Here is a 23872-nt window from a genome sequence, read left to right as displayed (position 1 = left end):
ATGTCGCAGATATTAGTCGTTGAAGACGACTTAGATATTGCAGAACAAGTGCTGTTGTTCTTCAATGCATCTGGCTTTACTACTCATCACATTACTGATGGCAGTGCTGTGGTGTCGTGGGTTAAAGAAAATAGTCCGGATGCAATAATTCTAGATGTAATGTTGCCCAATTTAGATGGCGTGGAGTGCATGAAGCAGATCCGCGCTTTTTCTATGGTACCCATTATTATGGTAACCGCTAAAGTTGAAGAGGCTGATAGGTTAAAAGGGTTAGAGCATGGTGCTGATGATTATGTGTGTAAACCTTTTGTGGCGCAGAGCTTGTCATGCGTGTTAAGGCTATTTTAAGACGATGTACACCAATATCCCAGCAGCCAAATGAGATGCCTGCTACTATTTGTCTAAACGAAGATGCCTTAGAAGTTGAAATTCAAGGTGTATCGCTCGGTTTAACTAAGGTCGAATTTGACGTGTTTAAGCTTTTATATAAAGCACCAAAACGTGTTTTCTCAAGGCAGCAGATACTTGATCATATTCAACCTAATAACTTTGACATTACCGATCGTGTTATCGATAGCCATATCAAAAACATCCGCAAAAAACTTAAGAATTTAAAGTTCTCTCCTAAGATAGTCGCTTCTGTTTACGGCGCAGGCTATCGTTATGATGAACGTCAAATCAATTGATTTGGCGTTCATCGCTTTCACACCTTATTGCAAACGGTACGTTCACCTTTTCTAACAGAATGGCTAAATACGTACACTGATAACTCTCTGGATTGAATATCCTGCCAAATTTGTTTACTAGGAAGTGGACATAATGCGTAATGTAAATATTGGCTTAACGCCTCACCTTCAAGAGCAATTGGAGTTGGCGTTTGTACATACACTTGAATTGCATTAGTTGAATATTTAATCTTGTTTAAACGCCAATGACCTAATAAAAACTGTTTTGCAAAAAACTGTGATATACGCTGTTTTGCAGATTCAGACAGTGGAGGGGACACTACTGGCTTTTCATAGCTTACATAATAAAGCCCAGCACTTAATAGCAAGCTAGCGATAGCAGCACTGAAAGGAAGATGAGACTTTTTGGTTTTTTTAACTTTGTTTTGACGATGTTTACGCTCAACAGACTTAGCCCATTGAGCATGCTTTAATGACTCTGACATGGTTCCATTCCACAGTAGTTTATAGTGCTATTTAAGCAATAAAATGTGGTGAAAAAATGGAGAAGAAAGCGCTTATTTATTACTTATAGGCAGTAAAATCCTGATACATAAACCACCTGACTTACCCGGTAATGCGCTAATATTACCAGACATTAGCTCTACAAAACTTTGGCAGATCGAAAGCCCTAAACCAGAACCTCCTAATGCACGGCTACGAGACTCTTCAACACGATATAAACGGTCGAAAAGTTTGCCTATATGCGCTTTTCCTACCCCAGGAGAGGTATCATCAACTTGAATAAACAACTCTTGGTTGTTTGCTCTTACTTTAAGGCGAACATGGCCTGGGCTGTCTGTGTATAGGCAGGCATTAGTAAAAATATTGTTGAGAATTTGGTCAAGCTTTTGCTTATCTACGGTGATTTCAACTCCTTCAGCAATAACAATGTCAGCTAAAAATGTGAGTTGATGGCTGCAAACATAGCGGCGCATGTCTTGCTCATATTCAGTAAAAATATGTGCTGCATTATATTGTTGAAGATTTAATGTAAGGGTTTTGTTTTCAGCTTGAGATAACTGATATACATCGGATATCAAGTTATTCAGCTGTGCTATCTTGCCATTAATTTTGCTGTAGGCTAGGTCACGGTTTTCTTGAATATCGAGTTCCAGCGCTTCGATATGCAGTTTTAATACACTCAGTGGTGTGCGTAATTCATGGGATATATCTGCAAGCATTTTGTCTTTTTCAATCAAGCTATATTGATATAGCTTTGCTTTAAATAGAGCTTTTCGATGCTTAAAGTAATACAGCACTAAGGCAAGCGTACTGAACAATAAAACAATGCCGGCTGATAACAGCCATATCTGTTTTTCTAATCGCTGATTATTCATTTGAGCTGTAGCGAGTTTGTTTTTTTGTATCTCATCATCAATGCGCTGCTGTTGCTCGATTGCTGTTAATTGTTTTTTGTTCTTTTCAACAGCTTGATTTAAATGCTCTTCAAACAACGACTCGGCAAGTGTGTTTTTAAGTTTTAGCTGCTCAGCTGCTAGTTTGTAATCACCGATAAGTTCAGCATAAATCGCGGTATAACCGTGCTGTTTTTGATTCAATAAGCGGTTATCAATATCAGCGAGTAGTTCTTTTGTGTTACTTAAATAAAGGTTAATCAATATAGGGTTTTTTAGTGCTAGATGTAGTTCGATTAAATTAAAGTAAGAGTAAATTTTGCTTAATGTCGAGCCAGACTTAAGCGCAGCATTTAACCCTGATTCAGCACTACTGAGCGCCATATGTTGGTTGTCTATTTTTAAATACAATTGCATTAGCGTATGTTTCGCGGTAGCCATATTCTCATAGGCGTTGACGTCGGCTAAACGGGTATAGGCGTTATTTAATAAGGGGAGCGCCTGCTCTAAGTCACCTCGTTTATACACTAACTTGGCAAGTTGTAAGCTGGTGTCTGCAATATTCATTTGGTTTTTGGTTTTAATATCAAACTCAAGCGCTTTTTTATAGAAGTACTCAGATTGAGAAAGGTCATCAAGTCTTTGAGCAAGGTTTGCTAAGTTATAAAAATTAGTGGCAACCAGTTCATAATTATCGCTGTTTTCTAACAAGCCTTGTGCTTTGACTTGATGGTGCATTGATTGTTCAAGATCATTAAGTGTGTCGTATAGCGAACCTAAATTGCTATGGCTTTGTGCTTGTAGATTTTTGTCTTCAAGTTCGTTTGCAAGCGCTAAGGCTGCCATGTAGTGCTTCTTTGCTTCAATTGTTTTTACTTGGCGGCGGTAGTTGATCCCCAACTCTTTTTGGATCTGGTATTGATCCTCTTTACTCAAATTAGCAATTTTTTGTAATGGCAGTAACAGTTCAATCGCCTCGTTGTAATGACCTTTTTTACGTAAAAGTGGCGCTTGAGCCATGGCAATATCATAGGTTGATGAAGTGCTATTATGATCTTTGTATTGCTCAAGAATTGTGAGGGCTTCACTGATTTTTCCTTGGTTTTCAAGGTCAGTGACTTGATTTAATAGAGAACTTGGCAGTGTGGTTGCTACACTCGCGCATGACAAAAAATAAATAGCGATAAGTAAAGAGTATTTCATTAGAGGTTAGAATGGGCTTAATGTGTACGCATACTAACGAGAAAATGTGTAGAAATTATGGAGTTATTAGTTAACGTTTTTCGTTATTTCGTATTGTTTAGTGAAAAAGGATTGCTATTAATCTGTTTAAACCTTACATGTTATTATTTTTCACCTTTTTGTCTCATTATCAAAAATTTCTGATTGTTTTCAGATATCTGAAGCCTAAAATCAAGCTGAATATAATTTATACACAATTGGCATAATAATAAATAATTTATTTATTATTTTTGGTAGTAATAAAGTTTTGATTAATTCTCAGGCGAAAATACAATGAAAAAATCTATTTTATCTATATTGGTAGCATGTGGGGTACTTGCATCACATGCCTCGGCAAATAACTGCACAGGCGAGCTCTATGGTATTAACTCTGGTCGAGGTCATTTAGGTTTCGTTTTTTCAATAGATGAACAAGCGCAAAGCGCAGCTGTTCATTCAAAAGCTGCGTTTTCATCTGCAGCGATAGCATTTGATAGCACAAGAAACCGACTTTATTACGTAGCAGCTCCACGACCGCTTTCATATAAGTTAGATGTAAGTGAATTTAATTTAGCGAGCCATGAACTTGCTGACCTGCCGATACAAAGTGAAAAGTATAAATATACTCGTATTGCTTATGTAGATATGGATACAAAAGAACACACCGTTCTTAATCGATCTAATCCGATGACTCGTTTAGCGTATGATCCAAATCGCGATGTTATTTATGGCTCAAAAGGCAGTAAACTTTATGTTATTTCTCCTGAGTCAGGTGAGACGCAGTTCCTAGGTAATATGACTGGCTATGGCAATAGCTCAGATATTCTTCGCGGCGATATGGTTGTAAAAAACGGTGAAGTGTATTTGGTTTCTGCAACCAGTATCTTTTCATTGGATCTTTCTACACTTGAATTATCGAAAAAGTCTGAACATGGTTTAACAACAGTAACAGGTGCTGCGCTAGACCAAAATGGAGAGTTATTAATTTCACGAGAAGTTATTAATGATCAAGGTAATTATAACATTACGAAGTTGTATAAAGCGTCGATTGAAACGGGCAAAACCTGCGCAATGGGTACATACCCAATGCGAATTAATGATTTAGCGTTAAACACACTTAAGCCAGTCGCGTGTTATAGCCAGCCAACTTGTAGTATTGGTGCTCAGCCACTAGTTATCACCAGTATTGATAAAAATAGAAAGGCAACTTGGCAAAACTATACTTTAAATGCCTATTTATTTGATAAACCAATAGCAAAACTGACTAGTTCAGCAAACTTTGGTGAAGATGGTATTGTTAATAAAACGGTTTCAATAAATCATGACTTTGCTGCTGCAAACTCAATTACTGAAGCTGCTATTGATGATTACAATACAGATATCTTTTTTATGGGAAGTTTTCATGACACCGATTTTACAGATGCTGAACTTGCAGAGCTTTACAATTGGTCAAAAAAATCTGGCAATGTAACTATTATTGCGGCTGATTCTGATATGCCGAATGAAAAAGTCTATGCCAAATGGGGTTATACAGTTACTCGTAATGGTTATGTAGATGGGCCAAATACTCAAAACCCTGATGGTGTTAATACTCAAGCTCAACAAGCTATTTTCGCTGGTCCATTTGGTGGTGTAACGAGTTTCTATCAAGCGGGTGGTGCTAAAGGATATTTTTCTGAAATGCCTGCAGGTACGCAAGTATTAGCAGTTAATCAAGATGGCTTGCCAACGATAGTAAAAGACTCAGCTACTGGTGATATTTTATTGTCTGATAGCGGTATTGTTAACTCTCAAGACAAAGTTGAAAATTACACCTCAGGTACAGGTGTGTCTAGCATGGCAGACCGCTTATTCTTAAACTTAATTAACTACGCTAGTGATATAGATTAATTCGCTTCATTTTAACCATCGTGAAGTAAACTACTTTACGATGGTTAATTATATGAAAACTTCATTTTATTAATTGTTTAAACGTTTAATCTTATAGCTCCTCAATTTATTTTTTCTCTCCTTCTCTATTTTGTATTTTTACTTAATATTAATGTTTTTCTTTTTTAGTTTTTAATCATCTGTTTTTATTTTTCTCTCTGAAAATAAGGGTTTTCCTATTGTGTTGTAATGATTTAAAAGTAAATATTCGCCTTTGTAGTATTTAAATAAAAATTAACATTTATTACCTTTCTTATTTTCAATGAGTAGTAAATAAGGTTTGGTTTTATTTTTCAGGTGAATATAAAATGAAAAAGTCTATTTTTTCGATAATGACACTTTGCAGCTCTCTCTCGTCAGGTGCCTATGCAAACATGTGTACTGGTGAGTTGTATGGTATTAACTCTGGCCGAGGTCATTTAGGTGTTGTGTTTTCGCTTGATGAGCAAGCAAAAACGGCAGCAATTCATTCAAAAGCGAAGTTTTCTTCAGCGGCAATGGCATTCGATAGTACTCGTAATCGTCTATATTATGTGTCAGCACCACGGGCTTTAACTTATAAGTTAGACCCAAGTTCATTGAATTTATCTGATGATGAATTGAAAGACTTACCGATTAAAGGCGAAAAGTATAAATACACTAAATTAGCCTACGTTGATATGCAGACAAATACGCACACAGAAGTTGCCCGAACAAGTCCAATGACACGTTTAGCGTATGATCCAGACCGTGATGTTATTTATGGCTCTAAAGGGAGTAAGTTCTATATTATTTATCCTGATTCTGGCGAGACCCAGTTTGTAGGTAATATGACTGGCTATGGTAATAGCTCAGATATATTACGCGGTGATATGGTTGTTAAAAACGGGGAAGTGTACTTAGTTTCTGCAACCAGTATTTTCTCATTAGATCTCTCTACACTTGAACTATCGAAAAAGTCAGAACATGGTTTAACTACAGTAACAGGGGCTGCGCTTGATCAAAATGGTGAGCTGCTTATTTCTCGTGAAGTGATTAACGATCAAGGTAATTACAACGTAACTAAGTTATATAAGGCATCTATAGACACGGGTAAAACATGTGAAGTAGCCTCCTATCCAATGCGCATAAATGATTTAGCAGTTAATACACTAAAACCAGTTGCTTGTTATGCTGAGCCAATTTGTAGCGTAGAATCAGATTCAATCGTTATCACAAGTATCGATCAAGCCAGACAAGCTACGTGGGCTGGTTATACGCTTAATGGTTGGTTAATGGAGTGGTCTTTAGAAAAACTAACAAGCGCAGCAAATTTTGGTGAAAATGGTGTAATTAATAAACCAATTTCAATAAATCATGACTTTGCAGCGTCAAATTCAATTACTGAACAAGCACTAGATAATTACAATACAGATATCTTTTTTATTGGTAGCTTCAGATTGAGTAACTTCACTGATGCCGAACTTAATGAAGCATATAATTGGTCACTAAAAAAGGGTAATGTCGCAATTATCGCAGGTGATGCTGATTACCCTGAAGAGAAGATTTATCCAAAATGGGGCTATAGGGTAACAGCCTATGGTTATGTGGATGGGCCAAGTAAACCAAACCCTGATGGTGTAGGTTCTCAAGAACAGCAAAGAATTTTTGAAGGACCATTTGGAGAGGTAACTGAGTTTTATCAGGCTGGAAGTGCAAGAGGTTATTTTTCTCAGATGCCAGCTGGAGCACAAATTTTAGCTGTAAATCAACAAGGCTTACCAACTATTGTAAAAGACCCTGCAACAGGCGATATTATCTTGGCTGATAGCGGTATGCTTACACTCCAACATAAAGCAGAAAACATCACTCAAGGCCCTACGGTTACCAGTATGGCAGACCGACTACTAATGAATCTGTTTAACTATGCCAGTGAAATAGACTAACTATTTGCTGGTTATGCAAAAATCGCGAAGCTATATGTGCTTCGCGATTTTTAATATAAAATTATTCACCAGCAACCAGTTAAGGTGTTTTTCACTCTATTGGTGTGCTGTTTAACTAATAAATAATTAACTCCCACCAATAATACATGGCAACTTGCAAGCACAATTATCCATGGTGAAATACTTTGTGCTAAAAGACTGACCGTTACCAAGCTCATTAGCATCAAAAGCAATGACGAATTTAATGCAGTTTGTAATAACTGCTTAAAGCGTAAATGTTTCCAACGACTCCAAACAATCAGTAAAAATGCGGTAGTGGGGAGTATAAATAATATACATTCAATTAACGTAACGAATAACTGGGCGCTTTGAGAAGGCGGAGCAGCTGTTGCACCTTGTGAATGGTTAGAGCTTAAGGCAACCAATCCAAGCACCACAGTGATAAACATATTTTTAATATTCATTTATAAACTCTAAACTAATAAATCTTTAGCAGCTAAACACCCAAGCATTCAAATTAGGCATGCGCGTTTATAAGCTCTTTTGCATTGGCTTTTGCCATTTTACTGATGTTATCGCCAGCGAGTAGTCGGGCTATTTCATCAATACGGCCTTCTTTTGTAAGTTTATTCATTTGCGTATAGGTTTCGCCGTCTGCAATTTCTTTTGCAACAAAAAATTGTTGATGCCCAGAGCTTGCTACTTGCGGCAAGTGAGTTACACAAATAACTTGTGTCGATTTACCGAGTTGGCGTAAAAGTTTACCAACGGCTGAAGCGGTTGGGCCAGAAATACCCACATCGACTTCATCGAAAATTAGTGTTGGCGTTGTAACACGTTGAGCAATAATAACCTGAATCGCTAAACTGATACGTGATAGTTCACCACCCGAGGCCACCTTAGAAAGTGCTTGCATTGGTTGACCTGGGTTAGTTGATACTAAAAACGAAACCATATCAAAGCCCATTGAGCTTGGCGCTTTATCGGTAGCTTGCTGAATATCAATCGCAAACTTGCCATTTTCCATCGACAAGTTCGCCATGCTATCGCTAATTAATTGGTTAAGTGTTTGTGCGTAACTATGACGGCTTTCACTTAATAATTGAGCTGCCTGTTTGTATTGCTCAAGCGCATCATCAATTTCACTTTCAAGCGCACCTAAACGGTCACTGTTATAGCTGATTGATGCTAACTCTTCACTGATAGATTGATGAAACTCAACTAACTCTTCTGGTTTTATATGGTGCTTGCGGGCAAGGTCCATAATACCTGTTAACCTTGTTTCAACTTCATCTAAGCGAGCGGGGTCTAAGTCAGTTACATCGACATAACTACGAATTTCACGGCTTGCTTCTTCAACTTGTACAGCAGCCTCGCTAAGTAGCGCTGCAATGCTCGATAAACTTTCATCATAACTAGCAAGCTCAGCAAATTGCTGCGCACTGTGTTGCAACATTGAACAAGCACTTAGCTCGTCACTTTCGTATAAGTGTTGTAGCTCACGCTGGCATGACTCTAAGATAGTTTGGCTATGACTTAGTTTGTGATGCTCAGCTTCAATCTCCTCAAATTCACCCGGCTGTAAAGCAAATTCATCAAGTTCAGCCACCTGATACTCTAATAACTGCTTTTGAGCTGCTTGTTGCTGTTGCTGCTGCTCTAAATGATTAAATTCTTTGAGTAATGCTTGGTAAGCTTTGTAGCGCTCTTTAACATTAGTTAATAGCTGGTTGTGGCCTGCATAAGCATCAAGTAAATGTAATTGATGCTCAGACTTTAACAAGTGCTGATGGGCGTGTTGGCCATGAATTGAAATTAAATACTGACCTAACTCTTTTAATTGCGCAGCGGTTACTGAGCTGCCATTAATATAGCTTTTGCTGCGGCCATTTTTACAAATAACTCGACGCAGCAAACACTCGCCGTCGTTATTTGAAAGTAAATGCTGTTCTAAAAACTGTTGGGCGAGCGGAAGTTGGCTAATATCAAACTCAGCGCAGATCTCTGCGCGCTCAGAGCCTGGGCGAACCGCAGCTGCATCAGCTCGTTCACCAAGGCACAATGATAGCGCGTCGATGGCAATTGATTTACCTGCGCCGGTTTCACCTGTAATGGCGGTCATGCCATTGTGCCACTCAGTACTCAAGTTACTGACGATGGCAAAATTTTTAATTTCTAACCCAATTAACATACTGTTTATCCATCCAGCTAATTAACTGTTAATTTATACAGTGTTTTTGGGTTTTGCAAATTAAATTTTAAACTTTGCTTAATTCTGCGTTCTGATTTTCTTGGTTTATGTCTTTTGGATTCGATGAGTTCAGCTCTTTTGCTTGTTCATCTGAGGGCATTGTCGGCGGCTGATACTTGATGACTTCAATTAGCGATGGCAAAGATTCCTGATAAAATGACTTGTTGTACTCGATGCCATTGTAAGGAAGTTCAGCCATGAAATATTGAAGGCGGTCAGCTAATTGATCTAATTCTTCTGGTGTCTGCGCTTTGCTCGCTTCCATGATGATGGTATTTATCAATAAATCACTGATGTATTCAAGGTGAGCAAGGTTTTCTTCATTATGAGCTTGAACAACAAAAAAGTTACTCGTAATTTGACTTAAACGCGAAACATTTTTCGGACGAATAAGTTTGCCTTCGCTAAAGTCAATCAACTTGCTTTTAAAGTCATTATTAATTTCTTTTACACGTTGGTTAAAACGTTTCTTTTCAGCCTCAATCGCTTTACGACGGTTGCTCTCAACCATCCAGTAACAGCCTAGCAAGGTGATAAGTAATAACAGAGCAAGAAAAACGATATAGCTCATTTCGGTGAAGTATCCTTAAAAAATTACAGCATTAAGTATGATTATTTTGCGCTAATCAATCTGCCTTGGCAATTATTTAAGATAAAAATTGCTATTTAAAATAGCCGACTTCCCCAATTAAGTTTTTTTCTCAAAACATCATAGTAGGAATAGTCTTTAGGGTGAATTAAGCGCAAGTGTTTATCGGCTTTTTTGATAACCACTTCATCTCCGGGCAATACCGCCAAAACCACATGACTGTCGCAGCTTACTTGCAGACTGTCGGTATTTTCGAGGCTGAGCTTTAAGCGCACTTCGTTATCGGCATCAACCACTAGGGGACGACTTGATAAAGTATGTGGGAACATTGGTACTAATGAAATTGCGTTCAGCTCAGGTGTTAGAATAGGCCCGCCACCCGATAATGAATAAGCAGTTGAGCCTGTTGGTGTTGAGACAATTAAGCCGTCTGAGCGCTGTGAGAACACAAAATCGTTGTTAATAAAGGCTTCAAACTCAATCATATGGGCAACTTTATCGGCATGAAGAACAGCTTCATTAACCGCCAAATTCGCACTCTTAAGTTCGGCATGACGATAGACTTCAACTTCTAATAAAAAGCGTTTTTCTTCGATAAATTGTCCGCTTAGGACATGTTCAAGACTTGCTTCAAAACCTTCTGGGTTTAAATCAGTTAAAAAGCCTAAGTTACCTCTGTTTACACCAATAACTGCAACATCAAAGCGCGCAAGAACGCGAGCAGCACCAAGCATGTTTCCATCGCCGCCAACAACAATGGCTAAATCTGCCCGCTCACCTAAATCAACTAACTTAACTAAGTTTTCTGCTGGTACGTTGTCAAGTTGGCGTCCAGTTCGTTGCTCGACGAGCACTTCAAAGCCTAAGGCAAGTAAAAAAGTATGAAGGCGTTGCAGGGTCGTGGCTGCGGCGCTGTGATTAGGTTTGCCAATCAAACCTATGGTCTTGAACGGTGAATCCATGTTAATTGCACTTAAACTTTCATAGCAATAGATTACATTAAAAATTAATGCTTTGAAAATAACTTGAAATAAACTTGCAGCGCCCAAATATCTAAGGCCAAGGAGCAAGATGTATTAATTATGAAATTAAATCCGCGTGACCAACAAATATTTTCAGCAGTAATGAGCCTTTATTGTAATGGTGAAGGGTTGCCTGTTGCTTCATCACGAATTGCTAAACAAAAAGGCATGGCTGTGTGCTCAGCTACGGTGCGTAATGCGATGGCACGTCTCGAAAAAGAGGGCTTATTATATTCACCTCATACATCTGCTGGCCGTGTACCCACCAATGAAGGGTTTGAATATTGGCTGTCAGAGTTTTTTGAGTTACCGCAAATTGCAACTTATTGGCAACCACAGCAAGCCCAGCTTGTTGAATTAGCTCATGGCTTGAGTCAGCGTTACAAGGTCTGTTGTTGTGTTGGCTTGCCACAGGTAAGTTCACAACTGGTTTTTCGTGTTGAAGTACTTGATTTTGATGCTAGCAACTGGCTTATTTTGTTGCTTGATAGAGCAGGGCAAAGCCACAATATTTGTATCACTAAACCTGAGGATTCAAGTGATGCTGTGCGTTATCAATTTGCGACTTGGCTAAACACGGTGTTCAGTCAACAAACCCTGATGGAAGGATTGTATCGCATGCAGGCGATGGCCAATACTGCACCGCATAATTGTCATGATTCACTCACACAATGGACAAGACAGTTAAGTCAAAAACTTGGCTCTGATAATAGCATTGTGGTGGGCGAAAATTATCTTTATCGCCAAGTTGATTGCCAGACCAGTCTTAATATTGGAGTATCATTTTTAAATTTTGTTGAAGATAAGTTGGCATTTAAAAATGGTTTATCGGTTCTTAATACAGAACAACTACCATTTACTGATTGTGATGAGCTTATGGTTATCAGTGTTCCATACTTTAATAACCAAGAATATCAGAGTCGATTTTGTGTTATTTGTCCAAAATCAGCACAAATAGAAGCAATCATCCAAGAATTTGAGTTAATCGGCTCATCAGCCTCTTGAATCTTTTTATTCAATCCCCATAATTACCGCAGTTGTAAAGAATTGGAGCATGTAAGCTATGTCTGAGCAGACAAAATCACCAGAGCAAGAAGTTGAACTAAACGAAGAATTTGAACAAATGCAAGCGGATGTTGATGCAGCCGTTGAAGCAGCAGAGCAAGTTGAAGGTGAAGAAATGAGCCCTGAAGCAGAAATCGCGCTACTGCACAGCGAGTTAGAAGCTGCTAAGCAAACTATAAACGATCAAAAAGACAGTGTTGTTCGTGCTGCAGCAGATGTTGAGAACATGCGTCGTCGTGCCGCTCAAGATGTAGAAAAAGCACATAAGTTTGCACTTGAAAAGTTTGCTAACGAATTACTACCTGTTATCGATAACCTAGAGCGTGCAATTGAGTTTTCTGATAAAGAAAATGAACAGCTTAAACCTGTGCTTGAAGGTATCGAAATGACCGTTAAGAGTTTTAATGATGCGGTATCAAAATTCGGTGTTGAAATTGTTAATCCTCAGGGTGAACAATTTAATCCTGAATTTCATCAAGCAATGTCAATTCAGCCAAGCAATGACGTAGCACCTAACACTGTTCTTGCAGTAATGCAGAAAGGTTACACATTAAATGGCCGTTTATTACGTCCTGCAATGGTTATGGTATCGAAAGAAGCTGAATAAGCTTTAAAGAGATAGAAAAAATGCCTGTAAATTACAGGCATTTTTTTTATTACAATTGTGTTCAATATTTAAGTCGATTGGTATCGTTTTCGATGCCAAAGCTGTACAAGTAATATCAGTATCAGTGCGCTGAACATCATCGCAGAAAATGGAATAGCACTTTGTGGATGAACAAAAGCAAGGATAGGCCCAACTAAAGCACCACTACCGAATCTCAGTGTACCAATAACAGCTGTTGCAGTACCTGACTTTTCTTCAAATTGCATGAGAATCAATGAGTCTGCATTACTTGCTATAATACCTAAGCTCATCATTAATGGTGCAATGGTGGCAACGATGAAATATAGCGATAAATGCATCACACTGAATAATAACAATGCCCCGCCAGCAACAAAGCCAATGCCAAGGCCAATAAATAAAAGTTTACGAGAGCCTAAACGCGGCACTAAACGTGTATTCATAAAGTTACCGAACATTAAAGCCAACACGTTAAAAGCAAATAGCACACCGAACAATTGCTCATCTACTTTGAAGAAATCGAGATATACATAAGGTACTGATGTTAAGAAGCAAAAGAATGCGAATGAGGCAAACATTGAGCTGGCAATATCGGCAAGTGCGCTGCGGCGTGAAAATACCGTTTTATAACTATTGAAAAACAATGCTAAACCGCGCTGTTTACTTTTAAATATAGGAATATCGATCAGATGTATTTGGACTAAGGCTAAAATTGTAAAGCTATAGCCTGCTAGAACGATAAAAATAACCTGCCAGGTTGAGATGCCCATAATGAGTGAGCCAAGGGTAGGGGCTATCAGTGGAGCCACCATCATAATCATAGACACATACGACATACCTTTAGCAGTATTTTCGCGGTAAATATGGCGAATGATCCCGGGCACTACAACCGTCGCAGCAGCTCCGGTAAAAGCTTGAATGGCTCTTAAAGACCAAAACAATTCAATATTTTGGCAAAATGCCAGAGCCAATGAGCTAATACCGAATAAACTTAAGCCTACTTTAGCAAGTAGTCGCCTACCAAGCTCATCGGCAATTGGACCAAAAAACAACATGCCAAGGGCGTAACCTGCAAGATAAATGCTCAGTGAAATTTGCACATTTGGCATCGTCGTTTGCAAGTCGTTTGCAATTACCAGCATTGCAGGTAGGTATAAATCTATGGCAAGAGGGGTAATTGCAACAATACTTGCCAGTAACGGTAATAAAATGCGTTTATTTAAAATCTCTGGGGAAGGCATTGGTTACTCATTAATCGAAAGTTAGGTCACTATTGTAGCAGTGTGAACCCCTGTGGTGAACTTAGTTTGCCTGCTAAGTAAAAGAATTAACGAAAAAATAACAACTGATAATGAGGTCGTTCATTTTCATATAAAATTAAGCAATGCTTTGCTATATTAGCGATTATTGCACCAAGTATTTCAAGGATTCGTATGAAAAAATTATTGATGGCAGTGTTAGCTACCGCTGTTTTAGCTGGTTGTAAAACCTCACCAACAGGACGCACGCAAATTGCGCTTTACTCTGATCAACAAATGAATCAAATGGGACAAGCCAGTTTTGCAGAAATGAAAAAAACGCAGCCTGTTAATAAAGACCCACGAGTTAATAGCTATGTTAAGTGTATTGCCGATGATGTAATTTCTGTACTGCCAAATGAGTATGCAAAACAGTCTTGGGAAGTTGTAGTATTTGAAGACGATTCTGCAAATGCATTCGCCTTACCGGGTGGTTATATCGGGGTTCATACTGGTTTATTAAAAGTAGCGGTAAACCAAGACCAACTTGCTACTGTTTTAGGTCATGAAGTTGCACACGTGATAGCTGAGCATTCAAATGAACGTGTTTCACAGAATGCACTTTTACAAACTGGCTTACAAGTTGGTGGTGCGGCACTTGATATGGGGAATGTGCAATATCGAGGCGAAATCATGCAGGCTTTGGGTTTAGGCGCACAATATGGGGTGGTATTACCATTTAGTCGCTCACATGAATCAGAGGCAGATATTGTAGGTCTAGATTTAATGGCAAAAGCAGGATTTAACCCAGAGCAATCAGTATCTCTTTGGCAAAATATGAGTGCAGCAGGTAGTAGTGGTACACCCGAGTTTATGTCGACTCACCCAGCTCCGGGTAACCGAATTAAAGAGCTTCAAAAGCACATGTCAGATGCATTAAAAGCTCAACAAGCGGCTAGAGCGAAAGGGAAAACCCCGCAGTGTAAATTATGATCAATAGAGCAAAGGTTGAATATCAACATTTTGCCAATAATATTTTTTATTCTCATAAATACACACTTTTCCTGGGTAAGTTGTCTGCTCGATTGAAGGAGCGGATAGCTGCTCAGGAATACCACATTTTTGCGCCAGACTAACCATAGCTATACCCTCAATTAAAAGAGTAATATCTATATCTTTCCAATTACAATCATTTTCTTGGCAAAAACAGGCTTTTCCGTCGTAAGTAACTTGATCAAGTTTTGGCATTGAGTAAGGTTTTGGTAAACCGCATTTTATTGCAGGTTTAAGCTCAGTTGTATTGGCTAAGAAAGAAGTAGTTAAAGCTAGTAAGCTACTAATGATAAATGATTTATTCATGAGGTTCTCCTAAAATCTAACTGTAGAACCACGATCGAATGTATGTCAAATTTTACTCTAAAATTTAAAAAGCCTGTAGTTTAGATAACTGCAGGCTTTAATTTGATAACTAGCAACTCGTTAAAACGTCCACTCAACGTGAAGTTGTGGTACTGACTCAGTAGTGTCTGTACCTAGCTTGTTGTGCCAGTATTGCCACTCAAGACCTAGCAGTAGCGTATTTTCTTTCATGCTCATTGCATGACCTAAATCCCAAGTAATGATTGGCTGTGCTAATATCCACGCTTTTACATCTTCACCAAATTCATTTTCACGTTCAGCGATGTATTCAACATGACCTGTTACATTGAACTTTTGTGAGCCAATAGTAAATGGGTAACCCCATGCAACATCAATCATCCAGCTGTTTGATTCAGTTGGTGCGCCACCACGTGCTACGCCTTCACTGTCATCAATGTAAGCGGTGAATAGGGTAGATAAAAAGCTAAAGCCCGGAGCTTGCCAGCTCAATTTTACACCTGGTAAATATTTCAGTACTTTTGCGTCACCCGCTGCGTTAAAACCTGCTGTTAAGCCTACATCGGCAATTGCGCCGTATGAAAAGTCATTGCCAGAGATTTTTGATAAGCTAAATGTTGAATACCACTCGCCATAAAAGTCTTTGTCTTGATAGCCATCTTGACGGTCGTCATTGCTGTAATCAATAAAAAAGAAGTTATCGCCATAGTCGTAACCAGAAGCGTGTTGCAATGAAACAACCGTGGTATTTGACTTAGTTAATGAAAACGGATTTTTGTGTTCACCGTTATTAACGTGTAATTGCGTAGAGCTCCAATTAGCGGCATAGCCTGAAGTACTTACTGCACATAGCGCAGCAACAGAAAGGATCTTTTTCAAGTTCATATCTCAATATTGATGGTGTAAAGGGGATATAAAGGCAGGATTATAGCAGATACGCCCTAAATTGGGCGTATCTTGGCAAAAATTATTTAACTTATGCTTTATTCCGACGTAAGCAAATTACCGCTACTGCAGTAAAAGCAAGAATAAAACAATAATAAGATGATGTTGATACTTCCCATGGGCTAATTTTAAAAGTAGCACCCAACAATAGCGCTTGTGCGCCATAAGGCAGTGAGCCTTGTGTTACACAAGCAAAAATATCAAGCAAGCTTGCTGAACGCTTACCTGTAATTTCGCCATCATCCGCTAATTTTTTAGCAATTGGGCCTGCAACAATAATTGATACCGTATTATTAGCAATACATAGGTTGCTGGTCATAACGAGGGCTGCAATCCCTAATTGATCCGCAACTTTACGGTGCCATTTAGCGATAACTTTAGTAATTGCTTGAATTTTGTTAGCAATATAATCAAGACCACCATTAATACGGATAAATTCTGAAAGGCCGCCAATAAACATCGATAGCAAGAAAATTTCCTGCATATCGGTAAAGCCTTTATAAACATCTTTAACAAAACTCGCCCCTTCATAGCTGCCAGTAAAGCCCATGAGTGCAGCAAAGATAATACCGCTAAATAGCACCACAAATACGTTAAAGCCCATTACCGCGAGTACCAAGATAAAGGCATAAGGCAATACTAATAAAATATCGAAGTCTTGAGTTTCTACAGCTTCTGCAGTAGGTGTTAAGAAAAATAACAAACCGATTGTTAATGCTGCAGCAGGCAGTGCAATTTTTAAATTTTCGCGGAATTTATCTTTCATTTCACAGCCTTGCGTGCGGGTTGCAGCAATCGTTGTGTCAGAAATAATTGATAAGTTATCACCAAACATGGCACCCGATACAATCGTGCCTGCCATCAGTGATGGATCAATACCTGTTTTTTGGGCGACGGCATAAGCAATCGGACCAATAGCACCAATAGTACCCATTGAAGTACCCATTGCAGTCGACACAACAGCGGCGATTAAAAATAATCCCGGTAGTAATAATGCTGGCGGAATAAGTGATAAACCTGCATTAACAACGGCATCAACACCACCTGTTGCACCGGCAACCGCAGAAAACGCACCAGCGAGTAGATATATCAAACACATCGTGATGATATTGCTGTGCCCAGCACCTTTAATAAAGGTTTCAACACTGTGGTTGATGGTATTTTTATTTAAGATAAACGCCAGCATGATGGCAGGTAAAATTGCCACTGGAGCAGGTAATTGATAAAAAGCGTAATCAACACCTTGAGATTGTAAGTATAAGCCAGCGCCTAAAAATAAGCCGACAAACACCAAAAGCGGCAGCAAAGATAATTTTGCTTTTGTTTTATTAAATGATGGCTGCATCATATTCCTCGTTAGATAACCAATAACACAGCCAAAGACTTCTTTTAGCTGTATTTAGTTGTGTCTAAAAGACATCAACAGCGCCCGCAAGCCAAAGACCAAATCGGCGCAAAGGAAGAAGTTTAAATGTATAGATGGCTAAATGCAAAGACTATCTGTTATTATTGTTGTTATTTTATAAAACACAAACTCAGCATAAATTAGCTCAGTGTTTTTTATAAGCTAACCTGACTATTACATGAGTTTTCGATAAAATCTAGCAAGCTAATAAGAATAGGTAAGGTAATAGTATGAATCGTATAGGTGTATTTGGTGCAAACGGCCGTATGGGGCTGGCACTTTTAGAAGCTGTCACAAAAAAAGAAGATGCAACTTTAACGGGCGCGTATGTTCGTGACAACTCGCCACTTTTAGATATTGCCGTTAATCAATTAAACAGTGCCGCAACAGCTGATGTGTCATTTAGTAAAGAGTCAGATGTAAAAGATACTGATGTGCTGATTGATTTTACCTTACCTGCAGGTATGCGTAGTCATTTAAAAACAGCCGTAGAAAAAAATATCGCGATGGTAATTGGTACCACGGGTCTTAATCAAGACGACATTGATTCTTTAAATGAAGCAGCAAAGCATATTCCGATTGTTTTTGCGCGCAATTATAGCGTAGGTGTGAATTTACTGCTTAACTTAGTGCAGACTGCGGCTGTGAAGTTTGGCGATGACATGGACATCGAAATATTTGAAGCTCATCATCGTCACAAAATTGATGCACCTTCGGGCACCGCGCTGGCAATTGGAGAGGCAATTGCTGAGGCAAAAGGCTGGCAACACGATGAAGTTGCACGATTTGACAGAAGCAATGACGAACATGCAAAATCGCAAAATGAAATAGGTTATTCGGTCATGAGAGGCGGGGATATAGTAGGTGAACACACCGCATATTTCGCAACTTCTGGCGAAAGGCTAGAATTAACTCATAAAGCAAGTTCAAGAATGACCTTTGCATTAGGAGCTGTAAGAGCTGCGGGCTGGTTGAAAAATAAACCAGCTGGACTTTATGACATGCAAGATGTGCTTGACTTGAAGTAGTTTAGTTTGATTTTTGGCAGTTTCAGCGAGTTTTTAGTTAATAGCGCTTATTTTTACTATTTTATTAATTAAGATTAGATCTACAAGCTAAATTACTGTAGAATAGCGCCAATTTGCCAAAAATTCATAAATGCGTGTTTCCAATCGCTATAAACGGGCAGTAGAGCAAATGACTTTACTCCCGTTTTTTACTGTTAGGAGGTTAACTTGACTAAATCCGCTCTGTTAGTCCTAGAAGACGGCACAGTGTTTCGCGGTACTGCAATCGGCGCTGACGGCATGTCAGTGGGCGAAGTAGTATTCAATACGTCTATGACTGGTTATCAAGAAATTTTGACTGACCCTTCATACGCGGAACAAATCGTAACTTTGACGTACCCACATATCGGTAATACGGGTACTAACAGCGAAGACGAAGAAGCGGGTCAAATCTGGGCTAAAGGCCTAGTGATCCGTGATTTGCCACTGCTAGCAAGTAATTTCCGTAACGAGCAATCGTTAAGTGATTACTTAAAAGAACGCAATATCTTAGGTATTGCAGACATCGACACTCGTAAATTAACACGTATCTTACGTGATAAAGGCGCTCAAAATGGTTGTATCATCGCGGGCGACGAGTTAGATGAGAAAAAAGCGCTTGAAGCTGCGCAAGCCTTCCCAGGCTTAAAAGGCATGGATTTAGCAAAAGTTGTCTCAACCAAGGAAAATTTTGAGTGGCGTGAATCAAGCTGGACATTAGGTTCAGGCTTTAAAACGCTAGAAGCAGCAGACGAGAAGTTCCACGTTGTTGCTTATGACTTCGGTGTTAAACGTAATATCTTACGTATGTTAGTAGACCGCGGTTGTAAATTAACCGTAGTGCCTGCACAAACATCAGCAGAAGACGTATTAGCACTTAACCCAGACGGTATCTTCTTATCAAATGGCCCTGGTGACCCTGAGCCGTGTACATACGCGATTGAAGCAATTAAAACTTTCCTTGAAACAGACACGCCAATTTTTGGTATTTGTTTAGGTCACCAATTACTTGCTCTTGCCTCAGGTGCACAAACAGTAAAAATGAAGTTCGGTCACCACGGTGGTAACCACCCAGTTAAAGATCTTGACCGCAATGTTGTTATGATCACAGCGCAAAACCACGGTTTCGCAGCTGATGAAGCAACATTACCAGCGAATTTACGTGCAACGCACGTTTCACTATTCGATGGCACGCTACAAGGTATTCACCGCACAGATAAACCAGCATTTAGCTTCCAAGGTCACCCAGAAGCAAGCCCTGGTCCACACGACGCGGCACCATTATTCGACCACTTCATCGACTTGATGCAAGCACGTTCAAACTAATTTAACCGGAGTAACAATGCCAAAACGTACCGACATAAAAAGCATTCTTATCTTAGGCGCAGGCCCGATTGTAATCGGTCAAGCTTGTGAATTTGACTACTCTGGTGCACAAGCGTGTAAAGCACTACGAGAAGAAGGCTATCGAGTTATTCTTGTAAACTCGAATCCTGCAACTATCATGACTGACCCTGAAATGGCTGATGCGACGTACATCGAACCAATTCACTGGGAAGTGGTAGAGAAAATCATTGAAAAAGAAAAGCCAGATGCAGTACTTCCTACTATGGGTGGTCAAACTGCATTAAACTGTGCACTTGATTTAGATAAGCACGGTGTATTGGCTAAACACGGCGTTGAGTTAATCGGTGCAACTGCTGATGCAATCGATAAAGCTGAAAACCGTGAGCGTTTTGACGCTGCAATGAAAAACATTGGTCTTGAGTGTCCGCGTGCAGAAATCGCTCACTCAATGGAAGAAGCACACGATGTACTAAGCCGCATCGGTTTCCCATGTATCATTCGTCCATCATTCACTATGGGTGGTACCGGTGGTGGTGTTGCATACAACCAAGAAGAATTTGATGAAATTTGTGAGCGTGGTTTAGATTTATCACCAACAAATGAGCTTCTAATCGATGAATCATTAATCGGTTGGAAAGAGTACGAAATGGAAGTTGTTCGTGACAAAAACGACAACTGTATCATCGTATGTTCTATCGAAAACTTTGACCCAATGGGTGTTCATACTGGTGACTCAATTACGGTTGCACCAGCGCAAACGCTAACAGACAAAGAATACCAAATCATGCGTAATGCATCGATGGCGGTACTTCGTGAAATCGGTGTTGAAACAGGTGGTTCAAACGTACAGTTTGGTGTGAATCCAGTAGATGGCCGTATGGTTATCATTGAGATGAACCCACGTGTATCGCGTTCATCTGCACTTGCATCAAAAGCAACTGGTTTCCCAATTGCGAAAATCGCTGCAAAACTAGCTGTAGGTTACACCCTTGATGAGCTACAAAACGACATCACTGGCGGTAAAACACCAGCGTCTTTCGAGCCGTCAATTGACTACGTTGTAACTAAGATCCCACGCTTTAACTTCGAAAAATTCGCAGGTTCAAACGACCGCCTTACAACACAGATGAAGTCTGTGGGTGAAGTTATGGCGATTGGTCGTAACCAACAAGAGTCACTTCATAAAGCATTACGTGGTCTTGAAGTAGGCGCAACGGGTTTTAACCCAATCGTTGCTCTTGATGACCCGAAAGCGAAAGAAAAAATCATCCGTGAATTACGTGAGCCAGGTGCAGAGCGTATTTGGTATGTGGCAGATGCAATGCGTCACGGTATGAGCGTAGAAGATGTTTTCGAACTAACTAAGATTGACCCTTGGTACCTAGTGCAAATCGAAGACATCTTAAAAGACGAAGCAACAATCAGCGAAGTTGGTATGGCTGGTTTAAATGCTGAGTTCTTACGTAAGCTTAAGCGTAAAGGTTTCGCTGATGCGCGTATCGCAGAAATTGCCGGTGTCTCTGAAGCTGAAATTCGTAAAAAGCGTCACCAGTTAGATATCGTGCCTGTATACAAACGCGTTGATACCTGTGCTGCCGAATTTAGCTCAGACACAGCTTACATGTACTCAACATACGATGAAGAGTGTGAAGCGAACCCATCTGACAAAGATAAAATCATGGTAATCGGTGGTGGCCCTAACCGTATCGGTCAAGGTATTGAATTCGATTACTGCTGTGTTCACGCAGCATTAGCTTTACGTGAAGACGGCTATGAAACAATCATGGTTAACTGTAACCCTGAAACTGTTTCAACTGACTATGATACATCTGATCGCTTATTCTTCGAGCCAATCACGCTAGAAGACGTATTAGAAATCGTACGTGTTGAAAAGCCTAAAGGTGTTATCGTTCAGTACGGTGGTCAAACGCCGCTTAAACTTGCTCGTGCACTTGAAGCGAACGGTGTGCCAGTTATTGGTACTTCACCAGATGCTATCGACCGTGCAGAAGACCGTGAGCGTTTCCAACAATTAGTTGAGCGTTTAAACCTTCTTCAGCCAGAGAATGCAACAGTAACTTCAATGGAAGAAGCGATTGCAAAATCAGCTGAAATCGGTTTCCCACTTGTTGTACGTCCTTCATACGTACTAGGTGGCCGCGCGATGGAAGTGGTATATGATGAAGACGATTTACGTCGTTACATGACTGAAGCAGTATCAGCGTCAAATGAAGCGCCAGTACTACTTGACCATTTCTTAGATAACGCAATCGAAGTTGACGTTGATGCAATCTGTGACGGTGAGCAAGTAATCATCGGTGGTATCATGGAGCACATTGAGCAAGCAGGTGTTCACTCAGGTGACTCAGCATGTTCATTACCAGCGCACTCATTAACAGCTGAAGTTCAAGACGTGATGCGTAAGCAAGTGACTGATATGGCACTTGAGCTTGGCGTAGTAGGTCTAATGAATACACAGTTTGCTGTGAAAGACGGTAAAGTTTACTTAATCGAAGTAAACCCACGTGCTGCACGTACAGTACCGTTTGTTTCTAAAGCGACAGGTATCGCACTTGCTAAAGTAGCGGCACGTTGTATGGCGGGTCAGTCGCTGGCGAGCCAAGGTATTACTAAAGAAGTAATTCCTCCTTACTACAGTGTTAAAGAAGTGGTATTGCCATTTGCTAAGTTCCAAGGTGTTGATCCAATCCGTGGCCCAGAAATGCGCTCAACGGGTGAGGTAATGGGTGTTGGTGAAACTTTCGCCGAAGCATTCGCTAAAGCACAATTAGGTGCAAGCAACACTTTACCACGCGGTGGTCGCGCGTTACTATCGGTACGCAACAGTGACAAGCCACGTATTGTTGAGCTAGCTAAAACCATGACTGACCTTGGTTTTGAGTTAGATGCAACGGGTGGTACTGCTAAAGCCCTTGAAGAAGCAGGTATTGCAGTTCGTCGCGTGAACAAGGTATTCGAAGGCCGCCCTCATATTCTTGATAGAATTAAAAATGGTGAATACAGCTATATTGTAAACACTACTGAAGGTCGCCAAGCGATTGAAGATTCGAAGGTGTTACGTCGTGGTGCTTTACAGCACAAGACAAACTACACAACGACACTGAACGCGGCATTTGCTAACTGTACTGCTAACCAAGCAGACGACCGTAGCAGTGTGACGTCAGTTCAGGAATTACACCAGCGAATGAACTAAGGAAATGTGCCAAGGGTGATACATTCACCCTTGGATTAAGTGAGAATAATATGCAATCAATTCCGATGACAGTTCGTGGTGCAGCATTACTGCGCGAAGAACTTAACGAATTAAAAACAGTTACACGCCCAAAAATCATCGCTGATATCGCTGAAGCGCGTGAACATGGTGATTTGAAAGAAAACGCTGAATACCATGCTGCTCGTGAGCAACAAGGTTTCTGCGAAGGCCGTATTCAAGAAATCGAAGCGAAGCTTTCAAATGTGCAAATCATCGATGTAACTAAAATGCCAAAAACTGGCAAGGTTATTTTTGGCACTACAGTGACTATCGTTAATGTTGAAACCGACGCTGAGGTGAAATACCAAATCGTAGGTGATGATGAGGCAGATATCAAAAATAACTTGATCTCTGTAAACTCGCCAATCGCACGAGGTTTAATTGGTAAAGAGGTAGACGATGCCGTTATCATTAAAACACCAAACGGTGAGGTAGAGTACGAAATCATTGAAGTTGAGTATATTTAATAGCTTAACCAAGCATTGATAAAAGCCGCGGTTTACTACCGCGGTTTTTTTATGCCTGTTTACAGGCGTGGATTTATTCGGTAC

The 23872-nt window shown here is 39.9% G+C and carries 19 protein-coding genes and 1 pseudogene; 10 read left to right on the top strand and 10 right to left on the bottom strand.

The features are described from left to right. A pseudogene (locus ACSFVZ_RS03310) lies at positions 1-686 on the top strand (response regulator). A 17-nt stretch (positions 687-703) separates the two neighbouring features. Here the strand turns inward: ACSFVZ_RS03310 and ACSFVZ_RS03305 are convergent. Continuing rightward, positions 704-1171 carry a hypothetical protein gene (locus ACSFVZ_RS03305; RefSeq protein WP_435558095.1) on the bottom strand — a complete coding sequence of 156 codons (468 nt, stop codon included), beginning with the start codon at positions 1169-1171 and terminating at the stop codon, positions 704-706. Positions 1172-1243: 72 nt separating this feature from the next. Next, positions 1244-3286, bottom strand: a complete 2043-nt coding sequence (locus ACSFVZ_RS03300) for an ATP-binding protein (RefSeq protein WP_435558094.1) — start codon at positions 3284-3286, stop codon at positions 1244-1246. A 312-nt stretch (positions 3287-3598) separates the two neighbouring features. On the opposite strand from ACSFVZ_RS03300, the gene ACSFVZ_RS03295 reads away from it, so the two are divergent. Together ACSFVZ_RS03295 and ACSFVZ_RS03290 are read left to right on the top strand one after the other, a co-directional pair. Next, a complete protein-coding gene (locus ACSFVZ_RS03295) occupies positions 3599-5194 on the top strand; it encodes a hypothetical protein (protein ID WP_138557908.1) in 1596 nt (531 codons plus the stop codon). A 347-nt stretch (positions 5195-5541) separates the two neighbouring features. Continuing rightward, complete coding sequence (locus tag ACSFVZ_RS03290; RefSeq protein WP_435558093.1) at positions 5542-7137, top strand: hypothetical protein; 1596 nt, start codon at positions 5542-5544, stop codon at positions 7135-7137. Positions 7138-7202: 65 nt separating this feature from the next. On the opposite strand, the gene ACSFVZ_RS03285 is transcribed toward ACSFVZ_RS03290, so the two are convergent. The 4 genes from ACSFVZ_RS03285 to nadK form a co-directional block, all read right to left on the bottom strand. Next, a complete protein-coding gene (locus ACSFVZ_RS03285; RefSeq protein ID WP_135924244.1) occupies positions 7203-7601 on the bottom strand; it encodes a hypothetical protein in 399 nt (132 codons plus the stop codon). Between the two features lie 53 nt (positions 7602-7654). Beyond that, positions 7655-9328 carry a DNA repair protein RecN gene (gene recN / locus ACSFVZ_RS03280; protein ID WP_435558092.1) on the bottom strand — a complete coding sequence of 558 codons (1674 nt, stop codon included), beginning with the start codon at positions 9326-9328 and terminating at the stop codon, positions 7655-7657. A 67-nt stretch (positions 9329-9395) separates the two neighbouring features. Further along, a complete protein-coding gene (locus ACSFVZ_RS03275; RefSeq protein WP_135924246.1) occupies positions 9396-9959 on the bottom strand; it encodes a hypothetical protein in 564 nt (187 codons plus the stop codon). 95 nt (positions 9960-10054) lie between these two features. Continuing rightward, positions 10055-10939, bottom strand: coding sequence for an NAD(+) kinase (gene nadK, locus ACSFVZ_RS03270; protein ID WP_135924247.1), 885 nt, complete (start codon positions 10937-10939; stop codon positions 10055-10057). Between the two features lie 120 nt (positions 10940-11059). On the opposite strand from nadK, the gene ACSFVZ_RS03265 reads away from it, so the two are divergent. Both ACSFVZ_RS03265 and grpE read left to right on the top strand, forming a co-directional pair. Next, complete coding sequence (locus ACSFVZ_RS03265) at positions 11060-12004, top strand: HrcA family transcriptional regulator (protein WP_135924248.1); 945 nt, start codon at positions 11060-11062, stop codon at positions 12002-12004. 58 nt (positions 12005-12062) lie between these two features. Further along, entirely contained in the window at positions 12063-12671 is a 609-nt protein-coding gene (gene grpE / locus ACSFVZ_RS03260) for a nucleotide exchange factor GrpE (protein ID WP_135924249.1), read from the top strand. Between the two features lie 68 nt (positions 12672-12739). Here the strand turns inward: grpE and ACSFVZ_RS03255 are convergent, their stop codons facing one another. After that, positions 12740-13930, bottom strand: coding sequence for a Bcr/CflA family efflux MFS transporter (locus ACSFVZ_RS03255; RefSeq protein ID WP_295508474.1), 1191 nt, complete (start codon positions 13928-13930; stop codon positions 12740-12742). 192 nt (positions 13931-14122) lie between these two features. On the opposite strand from ACSFVZ_RS03255, the gene ACSFVZ_RS03250 reads away from it, so the two are divergent. Further along, entirely contained in the window at positions 14123-14920 is a 798-nt protein-coding gene (locus ACSFVZ_RS03250) for a M48 family metallopeptidase (RefSeq protein ID WP_135924251.1), read from the top strand. Here the strand turns inward: ACSFVZ_RS03250 and ACSFVZ_RS03245 are convergent, their stop codons facing one another. The 3 genes from ACSFVZ_RS03245 to ACSFVZ_RS03235 all read right to left on the bottom strand — a co-directional run bounded on the left by ACSFVZ_RS03245 (position 14921) and on the right by ACSFVZ_RS03235 (position 17594). Continuing rightward, on the bottom strand, positions 14921-15286 hold the full coding sequence (locus tag ACSFVZ_RS03245) for a hypothetical protein (RefSeq protein WP_138557657.1): 366 nt from the start codon (positions 15284-15286) through the stop codon (positions 14921-14923). A 120-nt stretch (positions 15287-15406) separates the two neighbouring features. Then, the gene (locus ACSFVZ_RS03240; RefSeq protein ID WP_135924253.1) at positions 15407-16189 is read right to left on the bottom strand and encodes an outer membrane protein OmpK; all 783 of its coding nucleotides are present in this window, start codon (positions 16187-16189) and stop codon (positions 15407-15409) included. Between the two features lie 91 nt (positions 16190-16280). After that, positions 16281-17594, bottom strand: a complete 1314-nt coding sequence (locus tag ACSFVZ_RS03235) for a Na+/H+ antiporter NhaC family protein (protein ID WP_235382328.1) — start codon at positions 17592-17594, stop codon at positions 16281-16283. A gap of 290 nt (positions 17595-17884) precedes the next feature. On the opposite strand from ACSFVZ_RS03235, the gene dapB reads away from it, so the two are divergent. The 4 genes from dapB (at position 17885) to greA (ending at position 23788) form a co-directional block, all read left to right on the top strand. Then, the gene (gene dapB / locus ACSFVZ_RS03230) at positions 17885-18682 is read left to right on the top strand and encodes a 4-hydroxy-tetrahydrodipicolinate reductase (protein WP_435558091.1); all 798 of its coding nucleotides are present in this window, start codon (positions 17885-17887) and stop codon (positions 18680-18682) included. Positions 18683-18889: 207 nt separating this feature from the next. Continuing rightward, positions 18890-20026 (top strand): glutamine-hydrolyzing carbamoyl-phosphate synthase small subunit, encoded by a 1137-nt coding sequence (gene carA, locus ACSFVZ_RS03225; RefSeq protein ID WP_130151430.1) that lies wholly within the window; start codon positions 18890-18892, stop codon positions 20024-20026. A gap of 16 nt (positions 20027-20042) precedes the next feature. Beyond that, positions 20043-23261 carry a carbamoyl-phosphate synthase large subunit gene (carB, locus tag ACSFVZ_RS03220; protein WP_435558090.1) on the top strand — a complete coding sequence of 1073 codons (3219 nt, stop codon included), beginning with the start codon at positions 20043-20045 and terminating at the stop codon, positions 23259-23261. Positions 23262-23311: 50 nt separating this feature from the next. Continuing rightward, positions 23312-23788, top strand: coding sequence for a transcription elongation factor GreA (gene greA / locus ACSFVZ_RS03215; protein WP_135924257.1), 477 nt, complete (start codon positions 23312-23314; stop codon positions 23786-23788). Positions 23789-23872 lie beyond the last annotated feature (84 nt).

The sequence above is a fragment of the Pseudoalteromonas nanhaiensis genome, assembly GCF_051235485.1.
GTDB lineage: Bacteria > Pseudomonadota > Gammaproteobacteria > Enterobacterales > Alteromonadaceae > Pseudoalteromonas > Pseudoalteromonas lipolytica_C.
Note: the sequence above shows the minus strand (reverse complement) of the source record. Positions and strands in the feature narration are given on the sequence as shown.